A 19,457-nucleotide genomic window follows, 5' to 3' on the forward strand; every position below is an offset into this window, starting at 1 on the left:
GGAAATTAATTTTGCACGACTACTTATTTAATACTGCACACTTAAAAACTCACATCTGATAACTGATAACTTACCCACTGATAACTGATAACTGATAACTGATAACTGAGAGGTGCGCCCCTGGAAGTTCTTAAGTGCTACATTGAAAATCAGGAAAAGCCGTCGTAAAACGACGGGGTTTTAACCCAAATTTTCGATAATAGCGATGAGGGCGAGTTTTGCCAAGGCTTCTAGAGTAGGTGTGACAGTGGTAGCCACGATGTCTCCACCTAACTGAAACTCTAGGGCTAAAGATAGCCAAGTACCGAAACGAATGCGAATTTGATTGAAGGAAAAAGGGGGAAGACTGCGACGGTGACGATTAGACTGCCAAGCTAATTGTAGGGTTTTAATTAATCCGATCACCACACAAGCGATTGAAAGACTTTCTAGGCAAAACTTGATGATTGCCACAGCAGAGATCAAGCCTGTTTCTAAAGTTGCTAAAAATTCCATTTCTTCCCTGATTGTCCAAGCACAGAAACCCGCCAGAAAATCCCCAGAAAAGCCATTAACCCAATCTTAGCGCCCAAGGCAACAGTTGACAACGATTTTGATTGCTTTAAGTAGGGTTTGCTGAAAAAGTACGGGCGAAGCATTCGGATAGAAAATCTCTAGTTTCACCGATAGGTTATTGCCCGAATGCTTCGCCCCTACAGGACGCGGGCCGATGAAAACGCAAGGTTTGGAAGCACGATTCTCTCAAAATCTTGCACCTGTTTGGCGAGAAAAGCCACAAAACCCTCACCTTACCTACATTTCACATTTATTCAGCAAGCCCTAAGTAAGTAGGTTGGTCTCTTGCCACGAATCCTATAAACCAACCTACCATCTCAAGATTACATTCTTTTTCTGAAACCAACACCCGCTAAACCAAAGGCTAACAGAGCAAGCAAGGAAGAAGGTTCAGGGACGGGAGTGGGAGTTCCATCAAATTGAACCTCAGAGAAGCCGCTAGAAGAGAATCCCCAGTTACTAGCAACAACAAATCGGACAAAGGACGCAGTAACCGGAGAAAAGCTGATCACTTCTGGAGCTATAGGAGCGTTAGCTGCGATAGCAAACTGAGTAGGAGCGCCCGCTACAGTAGTGAAAGTCGTACCATCGGTGGAGGATTGAACAGTTACGCCCTTAATTCCCCCAGTGAAGATGTCCCGATTGAAGTTCCAGAAGCTAAAACCAGCGAGGCTATAGCTGCCATTGAGATTGAAAGTGACATTACCAGTGACAATGTTCGGCGCTGACAGCCAAGCATTACCTCCAATTGCCGTAGCATGATTCCCCGTCAGACTTGGTGTATTACCTGGCAACCCTCTTCCATTGACAGTATCGGCTATATTAACATCAGCAGGATTAATAACACCCATATCGGTGGAAGCAGTAACTCCAGTAATCAGAGCGGCTTGGGCGTTTTGTGCCACCCCAAATATTAACCCTAAACTGGCAGTGGATAAAACAAGGGGCTTAATGGCGAGTTTCATCGGCAAATTTCCTTCAATAATTAACGGAAACGAGTTTATTTTTTTTTTGCCCATTTCTGCTAATTTTGATACAGTTTTTTCCCGTTTTTTATGGTAAAGAAGTCAGGTTGATTATCAGAAAAAAAGGTTAGAACAGGCGAGAAACCTGTTCTAACCTATGGCTGACTTAAGCCGGTCTTCCCTCCACCACCTTATCAATTAAACCGTAGGCGACAGCTTCCTCGGCGGAGAGGAAATAATCGCGGTCCGTGTCTTTTTCGATACGTTCGATGGTTTGTCCGGTGCGATTAGCCATAATTTCGTTTAATTGCTGGCGAATACGCAGGATTTCCTTAGCTTCAATGTCGATATCCGTCGCTTGCCGGCGCCCGGTTCCGCCCATGGGTTGGTGAATCATAATCCGCGCGTGGGGAAGAGCGAGACGCTTACCCGGACTACCAGAAGCCAGTAAAAATGCCCCCATAGAGGCCGCTAATCCCACACAGATAGTCACCACTTCCGCTTTGATGTACTGCATGGTGTCGTAGATGGCCATACCGGCGGTAACGGAACCCCCTGGCGAGTTGATATAGAGATAGATGGGTTTGGTGGGGTCTTCTGAGTCGAGATAAAGCATTTGGGCCACAAGGGCATTGGCTAACCCGTCGGTGACTTCCTGTCCTAAAAAAAGAATGCGTTCCACCGAAAGACGGCTGTAAATGCTAATCCACTGTTCGTATTGGCTACCCGGCAGACGGTAGGGAACTTTTGGCACACCGATAGGCATAATTGGTAACAACTCCTGCTAATTTGTAATAAATCTTAACTAACTTGGGCGAGGGGTTTCGGCAGTTCCTTGCGACTTTCGAGAACGCGATCGATTAATCCGTAGTCTTTCGCCTGTTGTGGGGTGAGATAGAAGGTGCGATCCATATCTTTCGCCAGTTTTTCGGTGGTTTGCCCCGTATTTTTCGAGAAAATCTCTAACATCGTCTGTTTGTTGGCGATTACCTCCTTGGCACGAATCTGGATATCGGTGGCTTGTCCTTGGGCCCCGGTGCGATTTTGGTTGAGAACAATGGTAGCGTGGGGTAAGGAGGCGCGAAAACCCTTGGTTCCTGCGGAAAGAATCATCGCTGCAGTTCCCATGGCCTGCCCGATACAGATAGTATGAACGGGAGGTTTAATGTAGTTGAGGGTGTCACAGATGGCGAAAGCTTCGGTTTCGTAGCCGATCGCGTCGCCGGTGTACCAGGATGTGCCGGTAGAGTTGATATAGAAGAAAATCGGTTTTTCGGGATCGTCAAATTGCAGGTAAAGCAGTTGCGCGATAATTAATTCCGTCACGTCCACCCCGACATTGCGCTTGACATCATCGGAGGAAAATAAGGGCAACCCCAGATAGACAATTCTCTCTTTGAGCAGGAGAGATTCCAAGTCTGGTGGTGGTGTCCGATAGGCTGCATCCCCATAATAGGCAGTTTGTACCGCTTTAATCACTGAGTTCATCGAGTTTTTCCGTCATACACAGTATCCTGCTTTTGATTTTAACTTAGTGTCAGCAGAAGTCCCTCCCTTGAGCGCGACGGGATGAATGTTGACACTAAGTTCAATCCAGTGGCAGCACACTTTGTTCTTTTTGTCAAAAAAACTTTCTCTTTGCAACAAAACTACACAATTAATTGATCAACGGGTTGGGTTTTAAAAGGCTCTTTAACCCCCATTTATTGCTGTTCCCAAATAGGTGAGTGTAGATTTAGCAAGGGTTTTCAGAATCAACAGACAGCTAAAAACCCAAAAAAGCACGGATAAGCCTATCATTTCATACTGCGAAATTATACCATAATCGCTGGAAGTATTGCAACCTCGTAAACAAATGAGAATAATTCTCATTAAATTCTTAAGAAAAGATAAATATTGCGAAATGTAAATTTAAATATTCTCAACTATTAAAGCTTGTTTGATATAAAAAACTTATAAAAAGTGGTGATAGACCTCTTGCATAAATCCGAAAACAAACGATAGAAACAATAATGGGAGGGACTTTCAGTTAATTATTTATTAGTAGTTGATAATCTTCAAAAATGTTGCTGTACAAGGATCGACTTTCTAATTTTTAAGTACCTAGGCAAAATTATTTACACATGACGATCATTGCCCCGTAAGGGTTTTAGCTCGATCGGGCAGGTAATTAATTTTGCATGACTACTTACTGACTGATGACTGATAACTGATTACTGATAACTGATCACTGATTACTGATCACTGATTACTGATCACTGATTACTGATCACTGATGACTGAATGAGGGAAACTTTACCCAGGAGTGACAACTGCTGTTAAAGCCGCCGTAACCGCGTCCAGCGGTTGATTACCGTCGATATGGTTAAGAGTCCCTTTTTGACCGTAATAATCTAAAACGGGGGCAGTTTGGTCGATATAAACCTGTAGGCGACGGGCGATCGTTTCTTGAGTATCATCTTGACGACCCCGTTGCATCAGACGCTCAATTAAGACCGTATCTGGTACAGCCAAATTGACCACAAATGTGTAACTATCGGCCAATTCTTCCAGTAATGCGTCTAAAAAGCTCGCCTGTGCCACCGTGCGGGGAAAACCATCAAGAATCCAACCCTTAGCACTGTCAGGCTGTTTTAAACGTTCCTGAATTAAACCTAACAACAACTCATCGGGGACTAATTCGCCCTTTTCCACATAAGCTTGTGCTTGCTGACCAAGTTCTGTCTTCTCTGTAATTGCTTGACGTAAAATTTCACCGGTAGAAATATGGGGAATCGTCAGAGATTCCGCTAATTTTGCCGCTTGGGTTCCTTTTCCCGATCCGGGCGGTCCCAAAAATATCACACCGATCCGTTTGCTCATGGATTAAATATAGGGTTTTAAGGTAAAAAACAACCAGTAACCGCTAAAAGGTCACTGGTTAACTATCTAACTACTTTTTAATCATGTCCTCATAGCGTTGAGACATGACATAGGTTTGAATTTGTTTCGCCGTATCGATCGCCACCCCCACCAGAATTAACAGGGAAGTTGCCCCCAAACCGCGAAAAGTGGTGACACCGGTGGCGCTTTCTACCAAAGTCGGAATCGTAGCCACCAAACTTAAAAAGAGAGCGCCCAAAAGGGTGAGACGATTCAGCACCCCTTCCAGATAATTAGTAGTAGCGGTCCCCGGACGAATCCCCGGAATACTGGTTCCCATTTTTTTCAGGTTTTGGGACATATCTTTGGGGTTAACGATCAGGGAAGCGTAGAAGAAACTAAAACCGAGAATTAGTAAGCTATAAAAAGCCACATAACCCCAACTATCGGGACGCAGGGCATTAACCAACTGGACTAAAACCTGACCGACGGGGTTATCCGTGGGTAAAGCTTGCACCAATTGAAAAGGTAAGACCAACACTGCGGAGGCGAAAATAATCGGCATCACGCCCCCTTGATTGAGTCGTAGGGGTAGATAACTGGTTCTTTCCCGATAGAGACGACGACCCACCTGACGACGGGCAGAAACAATCGGAATCCGACGGGTTCCCTCCTGAACAAAAACAATGCCGATAATCATCACCAAGAAAACCAGCAAGAGAATCACCACTTGAGCGATCGCTTGTCGGCCACCCTGTTGAGCAAAAGTAATCGTATCACCGAGGGTTTTCGGTAAAACAGCGACAATGTTGACAAAAATCAGCAAAGATGCTCCATTTCCCAGACCGCGTTCCGTAATCAGTTCCGAAATCCACATCACGAACATAGAACCGGCCACTAAAGCGAGAACCGTAGCGGCGATCGAGGGTAAAGTTCCGGCCACAACGCCGTTAGCCACCAATAAACCGAGAGTAATACCGATACTTTGAATAATTGCCCAACCAAAGGCAATATAACGGGTAATTTGGGCAATTTTTCGCCGTCCTGCCTCCCCTTCATTTTTCTGTAAATCTTCCAAAGAAGGAAGGGCAGCGGTGAGCAGTTGCACGATAATTGAGGCGTTGATATAGGGAAGAATGCCGAGGGCAAAAATCCCTAACGTCGATAATCCTCCCCCGGTAAACAGGTCAAGGATTCCCAAAGCGGCGTTACCTTGAATAATTTCTGCTAATCTTGCCCGATCCAAACCGGGTATCGGTACAAACATCCCAAAACGGAGCAGAATCAGTAAACCCAATGTAATCAACAAGCGACCGCGTAAACCGGCCGCCTGTGCCATTTGCATAAACGTTTCCTGTGCCGTGGGAGCCTTATCACGACTGACGACCATTAACAGTTACCTCTAGTGCAGTTTTTTTATGGGAAAAAGTAATCGAGGGGGAAAACTTTCTCGATTTTTTTAAGATTTCCCCTGTCTTTCTTATGATATAGCAATCCAGTCTTCAGTTATCAGTGATCAGTTATCAGTTATCAGTCATCAGATGTGAGTTTTCAGTTCACTGATTACTGTTTACTGCACACAGCAAAAAACTCGCTGCTGCCCGTTCCCCGCCTGCTTCTTGTAATCTCCTGGGGAAATTTATATCTTTTCCCAAGTACCTTGAGCGGCGGTAATTTTCTCTTTAGCACTATTGCTAAAAGCGGCGGCCTTCACCTTGAGGGGAACGGTAATTTCACCATCACCCAGAACTTTTAAAGGGCCGTCGTTGCTGGTGAGAATGTTAGCTTTTAGGAGACTTTCCAAGGTAACTTCCGTATTAGCGGGTAAAGAAGCTAATTTTTTCAGATTAACGATCGTGTATTGACGGGGGTTAACCAAAGGAAAATGCTTTAATTTCGGCACCCGACGATAGAGGGGCATTTGTCCCCCCTCAAAACCGGGGCGAGTCCCTGTCCCAGAGCGAGATTTTTGTCCGCGCATTCCCAGACCGCAACTAGCGCCCTGGCCGGCCGAGACACCCCGTCCCACACGACGACGGCGTTTAGTTGACCCCGGTTGGGGGGCGATTTCGTGGAGTTTCATGGTGATTTCTCTATGTGTACAAATGTTCTATAGATACGCCTCGATCCTTAGCAACTTCGGAGAAAGTGCGGAGAGTTTCCAGGGCGTTGACGGCGGCTCTAGCGTTATTGAGGGGGTTATCGCTACCGAGTTGTTTAGCGAGGATATTTTTCACCCCAGCTAATTCTAAAACGGTACGGACAGCACCCCCAGCAATAACCCCAGTCCCCGGAGCAGCTGGACGCATAAGCACCTGAGCGCCACCGGAAGCACCCCGGGTGAGGTGAGTGATAGAACTAGCCTTAGTTAAGGAGACTTCAATTAGTTGTTTTTTGCCATCGGCCACGCCTTTACGGACGGCCCCGATAACATCCCCTGCTTTGCCAACTCCCACTCCCACCTGGCCGTTTTCATTACCGACCACGACGATGGCCCGGAAACTGAGTTTTTTACCACCCTTAACCACTTTACTAACCCGGCGGATCTGGATGACCCGCTCTTGCCAAGTGGTTTCTTTTTCTTTTTCGCGGTTGCCTTTGCGACGTTTTGCCATAGTTTTATCAGTGTTGAAAGGATATTTTAGAAGTTTAAGCCGGCTGACCGAGCGGCTTCTGCTAAGGCTTTGACGCGACCGTGATAGAGATTGCCACCGCGATCAAAAACCACTTGTTCAATGCCTCTTTCTAGGGCCCGTTGGGCCACCAGTTTACCCACGGCAGCCGAGGCTTCTTGGGTAGCGGTGGACTCTAATTCCCCGCGCAAGGTGGCCTCTAGGGTAGAAGCGGCCGCGAGGGTATGTTGGGCTACGTCGTCGATAATTTGGGCGTAGATGTGGTTATTAGAACGAAATACGGATAAACGCGGCCGTTCAGCAGTGCCATTAATTTTGCGACGCACACGCTGGTGACGACGACGGACTGATTCTTTGCGACTAAGTTTCATGGTTTATTTTTTACCTCCTTTACCGCCTTTACCGCCAGCTTTACCAACTTTGCGACGGACGACTTCACCAAGATAGCGAATCCCTTTTCCTTTATAAGGTTCGGGGGGACGAACTTCGCGGATTTTAGCGGCAATGTTACCGACCGCTTCTTTGTCGATGCCACTGACGATAACTTGGGTATTATTTTCTACGGCGACGGAAACACCATCGGGCATCTCCATTTCCACGGGTTTACTGTAACCGACGTTGAGAACTAATTTACTACCCTGCGCCTGGGCGCGGTAGCCTACCCCTTGGATATCGAGGCGTTTTTGAAAGCCGGTAGCGACTCCTTCCACCATGTTGGCTACTAGAGTTCTACAGAGTCCGTGGCGTTCTCTGGCGGTACGCGAATCGTCTTGACGGGTAACGAGCAGGGTTTCGCCATCTTTATTGATGGTGACGGCGGTGGGTAGGGTTCTCTGGAGAGTTCCTTTGGGTCCTTTCACCGTCACGGTAGCACCATCGATATCGACGGTGACTTTATTGGGAATAGGAATCGGGCGTTTGCCAATACGAGACATAACAGTTATCAGTTATCAGTTATCAGTTATCAGGGAAGAGTTATCAGTGGGTCAGCTATCGGGTTTAAACTGGGGAAGGCTGACGGCTGATAGCTTATCCTTGTTTACCAGATGTAGCAAAGGACTTCGCCGCCAACGTTTTGTTTACGGGCTTCGCGATCGGTCATAATGCCTCTAGAGGTGGAAACAATGGCGATGCCAATGCCACCGAGGACGCGCGGTAAGTCTTTACTGTTGGAATAAACTCGCAGTCCCGGTTTACTGACTCTGGTGAGGGTAGTAATGATCGGTTGACGGTTTTTGCCTTTATATTTGAGGGAAAGAACTAATTGAGATTTAATCCCCTCACCCACTTCCTCAAAGTCAGCAATAAAGCCTTCGTTCTTGAGAACTTGAGCAATACTGCGCGTCATCCGCGTGGTGGGAATTTGAGTAGTGGTCTGCCGAACCGCGCAAGCGTTACGGATGCGGGTCAGCATATCCGAGATGGTATCGTTAGCAGACATGAATTACCTGTTTTTCTCCTAAATTGGGATCAACATCAGTGGTCAGTTATCAGTTATCAGTGGTCAGTTATCAGTTATCAGATTTGAGTATTAAGTGAGTAGTATTAAATAGCAGTTTCCTGCTGTCTTTTGACTGAATCACTGTGTACTGTGTACTGTTCACTGTTTACTGTTCACTGATCACTTATTTACTGGTCACTGTTGACTTTTCTCTTGATTGATTTATCTAAAGGGCATTCCCATCTCTTTGAGGAGGGCGCGTCCTTCTTCGTCGTTTTTAGCGGTGGTGATGATTGAGATGTCCATCCCACGAATTTGATCGATTTTGTCGTATTCAATTTCAGGGAAGATCAACTGTTCACGAATGCCTAAACTGTAGTTACCACGACCATCAAAACTGTTACCACTGATACCGCGAAAGTCGCGAATACGTGGTAAGGCCAGATTAATTAGACGGTCTAAAAAAGCGTACATTCGATCGCCGCGCAGTGTCACCATCACTCCCACGGGCATTCCTTCGCGAATTTTGAAACCAGCGATCGCTTTTTTAGCTCTAGTCACTACCGGTTGTTGTCCGGTGATGGTGGACAGTTCCTCCTTGGAAGACTCCAAAGCTTTGGCGTTTTGTGAAGCTTCCCCAAGACCGCGGTTAACAGTAATTTTGATAACTTTAGGTACTTGGTGGATATTGGTATAACCAAATTGTTCTTTCAGTTTCGGAACAATGGTTTCTTGATAGGTGGTTTTTAGTTTTTGGCTCATAGTTTTTCTGCTTACTTTTCCTGGGCTTGGTCAGGAACTAGAATTGATGGGAAACTAATCAATAATTTCGCCAGTTTTCTTCAGTATCCGCACTTTCCGACCGTCTTCGGTAAAGGTATAACCCACCCGACTGGCGATTTTTTTCTTCTCGGAATAAAGCATCACTTTGGAACTGTGAATCGGTGCTTCGTAGGTAAGGATTTGACCCGATTCTCCTTCCTGTTGGGGTTTAGTATGTTTGGTGCGGATATTAACTCCCTTGACCACCACGGTACTTTCTTGGGGCAAAGCGCGTAAAATTTCGCCCACTTTGCCCTTATCGGAACCAGCGATTACTTGAACGACATCCCCTTTTTTAACGTGCATTTTTTGCCTTTGGGGTGGGGTTTGAATGTTTTTCTTACTCATTTTTTTTGACCTCAAAGTGTGAAAAGTTTTAGACTAGCCATCAGCCAATTGCCTTGGTACTTTTCACTTTGATCAGAGAACTTCTGGGGCTAAGGAAACAATTTTGGTGTAGTTTTTATCGCGCAATTCCCGAGCGACAGGACCAAAAACCCTAGTACCTTTGGGATTACCGTCATTATTAATAATCACGGCGGCGTTATCATCAAAACGAATGCTCATGCCGCTATCGCGACGGACGGTTTGACGGGTCCGCACAATCACCGCAGTGACCACATCGGATTTTTTCACGGGCATATTGGGGATAGCGTCCTTAACCACGGCGATAATTTTGTCACCGATGCCACCGTAGGTACAGTTACCTGTTCCCAGCACCCGCAGACACATTAGTTTCCGCGCCCCGCTATTGTCAGCGACATTTAAGTAGGTTTGTTGTTGAATCACGGTTTTTACCTAGGTGAAATTTAATTATCGGTTAATATTTCCGCCACTTGCCAACGTTTGGTTTTACTGAGGGGGCGGGTTTCACGAATACGAACTCGATCGCCTTGTTTGGCTTGATTTTCTTCGTCGTGAGCCTTAAATTTCTGGGTTTTCACGACGATTTTGCCGTATTTAGGGTGAGGAGAGCGGTTTTCAATGGCTACCACTACGGTTTTATCCATTTTGTCGCTGACCACTACCCCAACTCTTTCTTTAACTGCCATAACGGGTTATGCCTCCGGGGTGGACTGGGCTAGTTGGCGCTCCCGTTCTACGGTCAATAATTGGCCAAGACGGTGGCGGGTGTGTTTGAATTCGTGGGTTTTTTCCAAGCGGCGGGTGGCCTGTTGCAAACGCAATTCAAACAGTTTCTTTTTGGCATCGAGGATAGCATCAGCGATGTCGTCATCGCTCATCTTCCTCACTTCGGCGATTTTCGGCAGAGCCATTAGACAAAATCCTCCTCGCGAGTGATAAATTTGGTCTTAATCGGTAATTTTTGGGCGGCTAGGCGCATTGCTTCCCGGGCTACCGGTTCGGCTACCCCGGCAATTTCAAACATAATGAACCCCGGTTTAACCACGGCCACCCAGAATTCGGGGGAACCTTTCCCGGAACCCATCCGAGTTTCTGCGGCTCGTTGGGTGACGGGTTTATCGGGAAAAACGCGAATCCAGATTTTGCCACCCCGACGAATATAACGAGTCATTGCCCGTCTGGCGGCTTCGATTTGACGGGAAGTAATCCAACAGGGTTCGGTGGCTTGCAGGGCGAAATCGCCGAAATTAATCGTATTTCCGCCGGTGGCCAGCCCGCGCATCCGTCCGCGCTGTTGTTTGCGGAATTTTGTTCTTTTGGGACTTAACATGAGCTATTTACCACTGATAAATATTAGGGATCAGCCCTCACTAGAGCGATCTTCAAACTGTTGACGGCGACGCTGTTGACGGCGCGGTGCTTGAGCGGGAACGGCGGCGGCAATTTCTTCTTGACCGGGGATAATTTCGCCCTTAAAGATCCAAACTTTCACCCCTAGAATCCCGTAGATGGTGCTGGCGGTTTTATAGGAGTAATCGATATCGGCCCGCAGGGTATGCAGGGGAACTCGTCCTTCCCGCACCCATTCAGTCCGAGCGATTTCTGCCCCGTTCAGACGACCGCTAACTTGAATTTTGATCCCTTTGACTTCGGCCCTTTGCGCCCGTTGGATGGCTTGCCGAACCACACGACGGAAGGAAACCCGTCTTTCTAGTTGCTGGGCGATGTATTCGGCGATCAGGTTGGCATCGGCATCAACGCGAGCCACTTCGATGACGTTAATGCGAATTTGACGCTGGCTACCGAGGGTTTTTTGTAAACCTAGGCGCAGCTGTTCGATTCCCGTGCCACCACGACCGACGACGACCCCGGGGCGAGCGGTGTGGATGGAGATATCTACTTGATCGGCCTTGCGTTCGATGCGAATATCGGCGATACCGGCATTAGCGAGGTTTTTTTCGACGTATTCACGAATGCGGCGATCTTCTTGCACTAATTCGGGGTAACGTTTCGCGTCGGCATACCAGCAGGATTTGTGATCTTTGATAACGCCGAGACGAAAACCGAGGGGATGGATTTTTTGTCCCATTGTGGTTTTTTTAGTTAAGGTGATTAGTCTTTGTTGCTAGGAGCGACGGCGACGGTGATATGACAGGTGGGTTTGCGAATTTGGTAGGCGCGGCCTTGGGCCCGGGGTCGAAAACGTTTTAGGGTCGGTCCGCCATCGGCAAAGGCTTGGCTAACCACCAAAGTGGCGGGATCGAGTCCTTCGTTATTTTCGGCGTTGGCAACGGCGGAACGCAGGACTTTCAGAATCGGATCACAGGCCCGGTAGGGCATAAATTCGAGAATAATTAGGGCTTCCCGATAGGAGCGACCGCGGATCTGATCGAGTACCCGTCTGACTTTCAGGGGTGACATCCGAATATAGCGGGCGATCGCTTTGACTTCGTTAGAGGTATCGATGGTCATTTCAGTTATCAGTTATCAGTTATCAGTTATCAGTCATCAGTCATCAGTCATCAGTTATCAGTCTCGGTGATTTATGGTCACGACTCTTCGGCCTTGCTCAGAGGCCACTATCTAGCTGACGACTGAGGGAGTATCGGCTGATCTATTTCCGTCCTGCTTTTTTGTCGCTCTTGGCGTGGCCGCGGAAGGTGCGGGTGGGAGCGAATTCACCGAGTTTATGACCGACCATCTGCTCGGAAACATAGACGGGAACGTGCTGTTTGCCGTTGTGAACGGCGATCGTGTGACCGACCATATCGGGAATGATTGTCGAGGCCCGGGACCAAGTTTTAATCACTTGTTTACTGCCCTGGGCGTTGAGTTTTTCGATTTTTTCCATCAGGTGGCCGGCGACAAATGGCCCCTTTTTCAGTGAACGACCCATAATTTTCAGTCAAAAGTAAAGTAATAATTTCTAACCCTGGTTACGACGGCGCACGATCAGATCGCTACTGCGTTTTTTCTTGTTGCGAGTTTTGCGACCGAGGGCGGGTTTACCCCAGGGAGTCATCGGGCCGGAACGTCCGATCGGAGCGCGACCCTCTCCACCTCCGTGCGGGTGATCCACTGGGTTCATGACGCTACCCCGAACATGGGGGCGTTGACCGCGGTGACGGGTACGACCGGCTTTACCGAGACTGATGTTTCTCGCTTCGGCGTTACCGACTTTTCCGATGGTGGCGTAGCATTCACGCCGGATCATGCGTACTTCTTTGGAGGGGAGGCGGATGGTAACGTAATCGCCTTCTTTGGCTACCACTTGGGCGAAACCACCAGCAGCCCGCACCATTTGACCCCCGCGACCGGGGACGAGTTCGATGTTATGAACTTCTGTCCCTAGGGGGATGCGACTTAAGGGTAGGGCATTACCGACCTCGAAGGGAGCGTTTTCTCCGGCGATGACGGTATCACCAACACCTAAACCGGCGGGGGCGATGATGTAGCGTTTTTCCCCGTCTTTGTAGAAAAGCAGGGCAATGCGGGCGTTACGGTTAGGATCGTACTCGATCGCCGCTACTGTGGCGGGAATATCCCGTTTATCGCGACGAAAATCGATAATCCGGTAGAGGCGTTTATGGCCGCCGCCCCGGTGACGACTGGTAACGACACCGCGATTATTACGCCCTTGTTTGCTGTGTTTGCGATGAGTTAGGGACTTTTCCGGTTCGGTTTTGGTGATCTCTTTAAAGTCGGAGATGGCCGCCTGCCTTGTCCCGGGGGTTAAGGGTCTAAAAGAACGAATACCCATAGTTTAGTTTTCCGTTATCGGGTTTCTTGGTGGTTATACGTCGGGATAGAGGGCGATCGAGTCGCCTTGCGCTAGGGTCACGATCGCGCGTTTGTATTGGGGTTTGTAACCGAGGAAACGGCCGACGCGTTTTTTCTGACGAGAGGGGCGGCTGGTGTTCACTTTCGTTACTTTCACGTCAAACAGCAATTCGATCGCCGCTTGAATTTCCGGCTTAGTCGCTTTCAAGGCGACATCGAAGACGTATTTATTTTGTTCTAGGAGTAGGGTGGCTTTCTCGGTCACGATCGGCTTTAGGATCAGATCGGCGAGTTGTCTGGCTTCAGTTTTAAGCACCATAGACCTCCTCAATTTTAGCTAGGGCTGCGGCGGTGGCGATAACTCGATCGGCTAGGATGACATCATAGACGTTGAGACTATCGGCGCGAATAATTTTGAGATTGCAGATATTACGTCCCGATAAATAGACATTTTCGGGAATTTCCGTCAAAATCAGCAGAATTTTTTCCTCTGGACTGGCTCCCCAGCGACTTAAGGCAGCGGTGAGTTCTTTAGTTTTGGGTTGGGAGAACTGTTCGGCGAAGCTTTCAACAACGATAAAGTTATCGGACTGGCTGATCAAAGCGGTTCTCAGGGCTAATCTTTTCTCTTTGCGATTGACCTTAACCTCAAAATCTCTCGGTTTTGGTCCGAAGATGACACCGCCACCACGCCAGAGGGGAGAACGGATCGAACCAGCCCGGGCGCGACCGGTGCCTTTTTGCCGCCAGGGTTTGCGACCACCGCCGCGCACTTCCGAGCGGGTTTTGGTGGAGGCATTACCTTGGCGGGCCGCCGCTAGATGGCTGACGACGACGCGGTGAATTAGATGTTTGGCGGTTTCGGGTTTAGCGGTTTTCAGTTCCAGGGTGCCTGTTCCCGCTTCTTCCCCTTGCCAATTTTTGACTGTGTAGTTAACCATGGCTTTAATCTTTCCTTGCCCTATTTACCAAATTTCTTGGCGGGGGTGATGTTTAACAGGGTTCCTGGTTTACCCGGGACGGCTCCTTTGATCAGGATCAGGTTGCGTTCGCTATCGATTTTGACCACGGACAGTTTGCGGATGGTCACTTGGGTTGATCCGTATTGTCCGGCCATTCTCTTACCCGGGAAAACGCGGCCGGGGGTAGTACCGGCACCAGTGGAACCGGGGAGACGGTGGTTTTTGGAACCGTGGGTCATGTTACCGCGTTTGAAGTTATGGCGTTTTTGATAGCCGGAGAAACCCCGTCCGATGGTGGTTCCAGCCACATCGACTAAATCGCCTTCTTGGAAGATAGCGGCGGTAATTTCTTGTCCTAAAGTGTAAGCGGATGCGTCCTCGATGCGGTATTCGATTAAATGCCGCAGGGGGGAGACACCGGCTTTGGCTAAATGACCGAGCAGCGGTTTGTTGAGGGCTTTTTCTTTGACGGTTTTGTACCCCACTTGGATGGATTCATAACCGTCGGTTTTTTTAGTTTTGACTTGGGTGACGGGACACGGACCGGCTTGAACGACGGTGACGGGAATGGCGACTCCCGTTTTGTTGTCGAAGATTTGGGTCATGCCCAGTTTTGTACCGAGGATACCGATAGACACGGATTGTTCTCTTTATCTTTACTAGACGACAATCAAAAATAACGTGGCCGTGGCTATAGGAGCGGGAAAAATCTTTCCCGCTTTATCAGCCTGCCCAACTTGAATGACTTTTTTCGAGTTATTTAAGCTGGCATCCCGTTAGATTCGTAAGTAGGACTAGACAGGGTTGCTGGTTCTGCCTAGATTGTTGCTGGTCTTTGTTTCTTGGGGACTTAAAGGGTTTATCTTCAGTATCCCGGCGAAGACCGAGCGACCAAGGTGGTTCTGCTCGGCAGTGCCTTTAGCACCACCTAACACCGATTTTGGCCACGATCAAACATTATATAATATTTATGACTTTTTAGGCAAGAGGTTTTTTTAGTCACCGGAAATGATCATATCTAGTCTGGCTGAAGGAAGGGGTGACAATGAGGTTAAAGTCTAGGCTGGGTGCAGGGTCTAGGCTGTGGGGTTCTGGGAAAATCTTCTCGCTGTCACCCTTCAAATTGATTAACTTAATTCTCTCGTCTTCATTTCGGGGAAAGTCTCAAGGTTTTTCCCTACCCCCCACACCCTGTTTCACTTTCAATCTGCTTGTCACCCCTTCAAGTTTCTGGTACTTTTTTAGCCCAAAAATTCGCAAAACTCTTTTCTAGCAAGGCTTAAACTGATATTCAGCAGATTGCAATTATAGTATTTATCTTAATGGTGAGGTACAAAGTTTTTGTTTGGGGGAATCGGTCGTTGGTGGTCGATATCAAATTAGGTTACACTGCTTGATGGGAATTGCCTTCAATGGGGGGGATGACAGCATTGTACTATCATCCCTTGTTTGGAGGTTAAATCGCTTCGAGATCTTTTTCGCCGGTACGGATGCGGACGATCTGTTCCACGGGGGAGATGAAGATTTTACCGTCTCCGATTTCACCGGTACGGGCTGCCGAAATCAGCTTATCGACGACCATATCGACTTGCTTATCTTCGACGACGATCTCGATCTTGAGTTTTTGGAGAAATTCGACGGTGTACTCGGAACCGCGATAACGTTCCGATTGACCTTTCTGACGACCGAAACCTCTAACTTCGGAGACGGTCATCCCGACAATGCCCGCATTAACTAGGGCGATTTTCACCTCTTCCAGTTTAAAGGGTCGGATAATCGCTTCTACTTTCTTCAAAATATCTATCTCCTCGTTGCGTGACGATACTTTACTTTCTTGGTAAATTAACTGTTAATTCTAAACGCAGAATCCCGACAATAGCGCTTAAAGTCATGATTTCTTCAATTATTTTCCTTGGCCACAGTCTTCCACCGTGAAAAACTTCCAGGTGGGAAATAGCCCACCCGAAGCCATAAATAAACCAACTAGAGAGATAATCCCAACTGAAGACCGAAAACACCGTGAACTAGCAGTAAAATCAGGGCAATGCTGCCGATATAGGCGTGAATAGTCCGTAAAAGTTCTTTTTTCCCGCCAGCAAAGCCAGTGAGGGATAATAATCCATTGAAAGCTAATAAACCGATCGCGATCGATCCTGTCCAGAAATGGCTGCTTTCGAGGATGGGATGTTTCTGCATGACTAGGGATAAAACACCACCGGTGTAACCGAGAGCGATAAATAAAAACAGCCAAGGGGCGAGTTTGCGGTGATCAGCCCGATTTTTGGCTACTACTTCCCCATCTTGGCTTAAACGGCTTTGCCAACCGGCATAGGCAGTATAACTACCCATAACTAAAACCACAATCCCCATCATGACTGGATGTCCCCAATGAACGATCGGTTCGGGAGTTCCGAGACTGCGAAAGGCAGCGGCGATCGGCTCTAGCGCATCACTTAAACTTTGATTCATGTTTGTTACCTAACTTTACAAAACCCTTTTGCCTAAGATTTTAGCCGATCTCCGGACTGGAAAAACTGCGGTTAGCCGAAAAAATGTCAAGCCTTCGCTAAATTTCTTAACATTTCAGCTAGAGATGAGCGGAGAAATATAGAATAGAGTCAGGGGAGACTAGGGATCTCCACGGGGATTAGCCCCTAGGAGGGAGTTATGACTTATCTGCTCAAAGATCGGCGGTCGGCTGGGAGACTATTAGCTAGTTACTTGACAGAATATACCAATAGTGCTGGGGTGCTAGTTTTGGCTTTGCCCCGGGGTGGGGTTCCGATCGCCTTTGAAATTGCCCAAAGGTTACACTTGCCTTTAGATCTGTGTTTGGTGCGAAAATTAGGTGTACCGGAGCGCAAAGAGTTAGCTTTTGGGGCGATCGGTCAAAATGGGGTGCGGGTAATCAATGAAAGTATCGTTGACGACTTGCACCTATCGGAGGCGATGATGGAACGGGTAGCAAAGGAAGAAATGCTCGAATTAGAGCGACGCGATCGCTTGTATCGAGGTGAACGCCCCTTTCCAGTCTTGGCGGGAAAAACGATTATTCTAGTAGATGATGGGATCGCTACGGGAGCAACGATTAAAGCGGCGATTCTGACCCTTAAAGCTGGGAATCCCGCTGCTATTATTATTGCTGTTCCTGTTGCCCCACCGGAAGTCTGTGATCAATTAGAAAAATTAGTCGATCGAGTAATTTGCCTACATAAACCCTACGAATTGAGATCAATTTCTCTTTGGTACGAAGATTTTTCCCAAACCAGCGATGAGGAGGTGCAAACACTTTTAGCCAGCGTCGATAGTTCTTTGATTCCAGTTTAGGGAATTATGAATTATGAATTATGAATTAGGAAGTGGGGAGTGGGAAGTGGGGAGACCACTTCGTGTGCGTTGCGGGGGGAGAGTAAATAACAGCAATCTCCTGAATTCAGAAGTCAAAATTGAGACTTCAGAGTTCTAACTTTTGACTTCTACGGCATCGGTATCAACGGTATTGGTTGGGGAAGAAACTTCGGTTTGATTCTTGACTCCTCCTGGACGGCGAGTGCGATAATCAAGAACTAATCGCGATAATTCCGTGGTTAAAAGGGTGAGGACGATCCCATCATCGATCCAACCAATAATCGGGAAAACGTCAGGAGAAATATCGAGGGGACTAAAAAGATAAACCATAGTTCCCAGAATGATAATCCAACGATATTTAGGGTGACTGATTTTGCCGCTGTACCAGTTGTAAAAAGATTCAACAATCGGTTTCATTAATTTGTCCTCGCTGACTGGGATAATTTAATTGTGTCAGGTTCCACTTGGGGGTGATAGTGGGGTTTTGCCCCCCATTATGTAGGGTTATCCCCGCTAATTATCCACTAAAAATGCCCCGAAGAAAATTCACCTTTAGGGATGAGCCTGAAGTATTATTACTGGATGCTTAAGAGGGGAGATAGTGGCATCTTTTCCCCTATAATAGGCGATGACAAACTAATCAATTATCTGCCAGTTTAAGGATGGAAACCCTCTTTCATCTAGTTACTTTTGCCTTTGTCTTCGCTTTTGGTGCCTCGGTGGGCAGTTTTTTAAACGTGGTCATCTATAGATTACCTCAGGGGATATCTCTAGTTTATCCTCCTTCCCACTGTCCGAAATGTCACCATAGGTTGGGGAAAAGCGAGAATATACCCGTTTTAGGCTGGTTATGGCTAGGGGGTCGCTGTCGCTGGTGTAGAACCCCGATTTCTGTCCGTTATCCAGCGATCGAAACTTTTACCGGTTTATTATTTTGTCTGGTTTTAGGAGATTTTAGCTTTTCTTGGCAGACCCTCGGCTATTGGATTCTCCTCAGTTGGTTATTAGCTTTAGCTTTGATTGATTTTGACACGATGACGCTTCCTAACTCCCTCACCCAATCGGGATTAGTTTTAGGGATAGTTTTTCAGACTCTCTTGGGTTGGCAAAATAATCAAACTGTTATCTATCTCTTTTCAGCGATCGCTAGTGCGGTTTTAGGAGTCTGGTTATTCGATCTGATCCGGTGGGGGGGAAGTTTTGCCCTCAGACAACAGGCCATGGGGGGAGGGGACGCGAAATTAGCGGCCATGATCGGTGCTTGGTTAGGATGGCAAGCATTATTAGTCACCGCTTTTTTGGCCTGCGCTATCGGGGCGGCCATCGGGATGACGGGCATTTTTCTCGGTAAAATGGGGAAAAAACAAGCTATACCCTTCGGTCCATTTCTTGCCCTCGGCGCTCTGATGAGTGTATTTTGGAGTGATAAGATCATCTCAGCCTATCAAACCATTTTTTTCCCTTTCTTGTAAAAAAGTTATCCTGTAATTAAATCTTGATACAATAGTCTTCCGTGTCTTGGATCACCATTAGAACAACCCCCAGTAGTTGGGAAGCCGATTGGCTACAGGAAATGCTCAAAGCTCACGACATCCCCAGTCGCGTTATCGCTATTGGCCCTGGTATTTATTGCGGCCAGGGGCATCAGGCCGCCCTACAAGTCCGTCCCCAAGATCGCTGGACAGCGCTTTTGTTATTAAGTCCTCTAGAAGAAAGTCGATAA

General features: G+C 47.5%; 30 protein-coding genes. 3 read left to right on the forward strand and 27 right to left on the reverse strand.

Going from position 1 to position 19,457, the window contains the following annotated elements; genetic code table 11:
* Positions 1-180: 180 nt before the first annotated feature.
* The 26 genes from EWV66_RS11385 to EWV66_RS11510 form a co-directional block, all read right to left on the reverse strand.
* Positions 181-495 (reverse strand): DUF1622 domain-containing protein, encoded by a 315-nt coding sequence (locus tag EWV66_RS11385; RefSeq protein WP_287107797.1) that lies wholly within the window; start codon positions 493-495, stop codon positions 181-183.
* Between the two features lie 383 nt (positions 496-878).
* The gene (locus EWV66_RS11390) at positions 879-1,520 is read right to left on the reverse strand and encodes a discoidin domain-containing protein (protein WP_052278375.1); all 642 of its coding nucleotides are present in this window, start codon (positions 1,518-1,520) and stop codon (positions 879-881) included.
* 166 nt (positions 1,521-1,686) lie between these two features.
* Complete coding sequence (locus tag EWV66_RS11395) at positions 1,687-2,286, reverse strand: ATP-dependent Clp protease proteolytic subunit (RefSeq protein WP_002734165.1); 600 nt, start codon at positions 2,284-2,286, stop codon at positions 1,687-1,689.
* A gap of 35 nt (positions 2,287-2,321) precedes the next feature.
* Positions 2,322-3,008, reverse strand: a complete 687-nt coding sequence (locus tag EWV66_RS11400) for an ATP-dependent Clp protease proteolytic subunit (RefSeq protein ID WP_002746650.1) — start codon at positions 3,006-3,008, stop codon at positions 2,322-2,324.
* A gap of 807 nt (positions 3,009-3,815) precedes the next feature.
* On the reverse strand, positions 3,816-4,382 hold the full coding sequence (locus tag EWV66_RS11405; RefSeq protein ID WP_052275672.1) for an adenylate kinase: 567 nt from the start codon (positions 4,380-4,382) through the stop codon (positions 3,816-3,818).
* Positions 4,383-4,452: 70 nt separating this feature from the next.
* Positions 4,453-5,772, reverse strand: coding sequence for a preprotein translocase subunit SecY (gene secY / locus EWV66_RS11410; protein ID WP_052275671.1), 1,320 nt, complete (start codon positions 5,770-5,772; stop codon positions 4,453-4,455).
* A 249-nt stretch (positions 5,773-6,021) separates the two neighbouring features.
* Positions 6,022-6,465: a 50S ribosomal protein L15 gene (gene rplO, locus EWV66_RS11415; RefSeq protein WP_052275670.1), complete on the reverse strand. Its 444-nt coding sequence runs from the start codon at positions 6,463-6,465 to the stop codon at positions 6,022-6,024.
* A 10-nt stretch (positions 6,466-6,475) separates the two neighbouring features.
* The gene (rpsE, locus tag EWV66_RS11420; protein WP_052275669.1) at positions 6,476-6,997 is read right to left on the reverse strand and encodes a 30S ribosomal protein S5; all 522 of its coding nucleotides are present in this window, start codon (positions 6,995-6,997) and stop codon (positions 6,476-6,478) included.
* A 26-nt stretch (positions 6,998-7,023) separates the two neighbouring features.
* Positions 7,024-7,386 carry a 50S ribosomal protein L18 gene (gene rplR / locus EWV66_RS11425; RefSeq protein ID WP_002746610.1) on the reverse strand — a complete coding sequence of 121 codons (363 nt, stop codon included), beginning with the start codon at positions 7,384-7,386 and terminating at the stop codon, positions 7,024-7,026.
* A gap of 3 nt (positions 7,387-7,389) precedes the next feature.
* Positions 7,390-7,950, reverse strand: coding sequence for a 50S ribosomal protein L6 (gene rplF, locus EWV66_RS11430; RefSeq protein ID WP_052275668.1), 561 nt, complete (start codon positions 7,948-7,950; stop codon positions 7,390-7,392).
* 104 nt (positions 7,951-8,054) lie between these two features.
* Positions 8,055-8,456, reverse strand: a complete 402-nt coding sequence (gene rpsH / locus EWV66_RS11435) for a 30S ribosomal protein S8 (RefSeq protein ID WP_052275667.1) — start codon at positions 8,454-8,456, stop codon at positions 8,055-8,057.
* 222 nt (positions 8,457-8,678) lie between these two features.
* Positions 8,679-9,218: a 50S ribosomal protein L5 gene (rplE, locus tag EWV66_RS11440; protein WP_002734750.1), complete on the reverse strand. Its 540-nt coding sequence runs from the start codon at positions 9,216-9,218 to the stop codon at positions 8,679-8,681.
* A 54-nt stretch (positions 9,219-9,272) separates the two neighbouring features.
* On the reverse strand, positions 9,273-9,626 hold the full coding sequence (gene rplX / locus EWV66_RS11445) for a 50S ribosomal protein L24 (RefSeq protein ID WP_002777681.1): 354 nt from the start codon (positions 9,624-9,626) through the stop codon (positions 9,273-9,275).
* 72 nt (positions 9,627-9,698) lie between these two features.
* Positions 9,699-10,067 (reverse strand): 50S ribosomal protein L14, encoded by a 369-nt coding sequence (gene rplN / locus EWV66_RS11450; RefSeq protein ID WP_002732358.1) that lies wholly within the window; start codon positions 10,065-10,067, stop codon positions 9,699-9,701.
* 20 nt (positions 10,068-10,087) lie between these two features.
* Complete coding sequence (rpsQ, locus tag EWV66_RS11455) at positions 10,088-10,330, reverse strand: 30S ribosomal protein S17 (RefSeq protein WP_002801923.1); 243 nt, start codon at positions 10,328-10,330, stop codon at positions 10,088-10,090.
* A 6-nt stretch (positions 10,331-10,336) separates the two neighbouring features.
* The gene (gene rpmC / locus EWV66_RS11460) at positions 10,337-10,555 is read right to left on the reverse strand and encodes a 50S ribosomal protein L29 (RefSeq protein ID WP_002746608.1); all 219 of its coding nucleotides are present in this window, start codon (positions 10,553-10,555) and stop codon (positions 10,337-10,339) included.
* Positions 10,555-10,974 (reverse strand): 50S ribosomal protein L16, encoded by a 420-nt coding sequence (gene rplP, locus EWV66_RS11465; RefSeq protein WP_002734310.1) that lies wholly within the window; start codon positions 10,972-10,974, stop codon positions 10,555-10,557. Before rplP ends, rpmC begins: the two co-directional genes overlap by 1 nt.
* Positions 10,975-11,004: 30 nt before the next feature.
* Complete coding sequence (gene rpsC, locus EWV66_RS11470) at positions 11,005-11,733, reverse strand: 30S ribosomal protein S3 (RefSeq protein ID WP_052275666.1); 729 nt, start codon at positions 11,731-11,733, stop codon at positions 11,005-11,007.
* Positions 11,734-11,756: 23 nt separating this feature from the next.
* The gene (gene rplV, locus EWV66_RS11475; RefSeq protein WP_002746605.1) at positions 11,757-12,116 is read right to left on the reverse strand and encodes a 50S ribosomal protein L22; all 360 of its coding nucleotides are present in this window, start codon (positions 12,114-12,116) and stop codon (positions 11,757-11,759) included.
* A 142-nt stretch (positions 12,117-12,258) separates the two neighbouring features.
* Entirely contained in the window at positions 12,259-12,540 is a 282-nt protein-coding gene (rpsS, locus tag EWV66_RS11480; RefSeq protein WP_002753908.1) for a 30S ribosomal protein S19, read from the reverse strand.
* Positions 12,541-12,570: 30 nt separating this feature from the next.
* Entirely contained in the window at positions 12,571-13,404 is an 834-nt protein-coding gene (gene rplB / locus EWV66_RS11485) for a 50S ribosomal protein L2 (protein WP_002746601.1), read from the reverse strand.
* A gap of 33 nt (positions 13,405-13,437) precedes the next feature.
* On the reverse strand, positions 13,438-13,743 hold the full coding sequence (locus tag EWV66_RS11490; protein WP_052275665.1) for a 50S ribosomal protein L23: 306 nt from the start codon (positions 13,741-13,743) through the stop codon (positions 13,438-13,440).
* Positions 13,733-14,365 carry a 50S ribosomal protein L4 gene (gene rplD, locus EWV66_RS11495; RefSeq protein ID WP_002757580.1) on the reverse strand — a complete coding sequence of 211 codons (633 nt, stop codon included), beginning with the start codon at positions 14,363-14,365 and terminating at the stop codon, positions 13,733-13,735. The genes EWV66_RS11490 and rplD overlap by 11 nt, the downstream gene beginning before the upstream one ends.
* A 20-nt stretch (positions 14,366-14,385) precedes the next feature.
* Entirely contained in the window at positions 14,386-15,024 is a 639-nt protein-coding gene (rplC, locus tag EWV66_RS11500; RefSeq protein WP_052275664.1) for a 50S ribosomal protein L3, read from the reverse strand.
* Between the two features lie 818 nt (positions 15,025-15,842).
* Positions 15,843-16,181: a P-II family nitrogen regulator gene (locus EWV66_RS11505; protein WP_002787863.1), complete on the reverse strand. Its 339-nt coding sequence runs from the start codon at positions 16,179-16,181 to the stop codon at positions 15,843-15,845.
* Positions 16,182-16,369: 188 nt separating this feature from the next.
* Positions 16,370-16,855 carry a DUF4079 domain-containing protein gene (locus EWV66_RS11510; RefSeq protein WP_052275663.1) on the reverse strand — a complete coding sequence of 162 codons (486 nt, stop codon included), beginning with the start codon at positions 16,853-16,855 and terminating at the stop codon, positions 16,370-16,372.
* Positions 16,856-17,053: 198 nt separating this feature from the next.
* On the opposite strand from EWV66_RS11510, the gene EWV66_RS11515 reads away from it, so the two are divergent.
* On the forward strand, positions 17,054-17,713 hold the full coding sequence (locus tag EWV66_RS11515; protein ID WP_052275662.1) for a phosphoribosyltransferase: 660 nt from the start codon (positions 17,054-17,056) through the stop codon (positions 17,711-17,713).
* A 135-nt stretch (positions 17,714-17,848) separates the two neighbouring features.
* Here EWV66_RS11515 and EWV66_RS11520 read toward each other — a convergent pair whose 3' ends face one another.
* The gene (locus EWV66_RS11520; RefSeq protein WP_052275661.1) at positions 17,849-18,151 is read right to left on the reverse strand and encodes a YkvA family protein; all 303 of its coding nucleotides are present in this window, start codon (positions 18,149-18,151) and stop codon (positions 17,849-17,851) included.
* Between the two features lie 245 nt (positions 18,152-18,396).
* Between EWV66_RS11520 and EWV66_RS11525 the strand changes: the two genes are divergently transcribed.
* Both EWV66_RS11525 and EWV66_RS11530 read left to right on the forward strand, forming a co-directional pair.
* On the forward strand, positions 18,397-19,206 hold the full coding sequence (locus EWV66_RS11525; protein ID WP_002787854.1) for a prepilin peptidase: 810 nt from the start codon (positions 18,397-18,399) through the stop codon (positions 19,204-19,206).
* Between the two features lie 41 nt (positions 19,207-19,247).
* On the forward strand, positions 19,248-19,457 hold the full coding sequence (locus EWV66_RS11530; RefSeq protein ID WP_002746583.1) for a hypothetical protein: 210 nt from the start codon (positions 19,248-19,250) through the stop codon (positions 19,455-19,457).

This window comes from Microcystis sp. M_OC_Ca_00000000_C217Col, from assembly GCF_007095585.1.
Classification (GTDB): domain Bacteria; phylum Cyanobacteriota; class Cyanobacteriia; order Cyanobacteriales; family Microcystaceae; genus Microcystis; species Microcystis panniformis.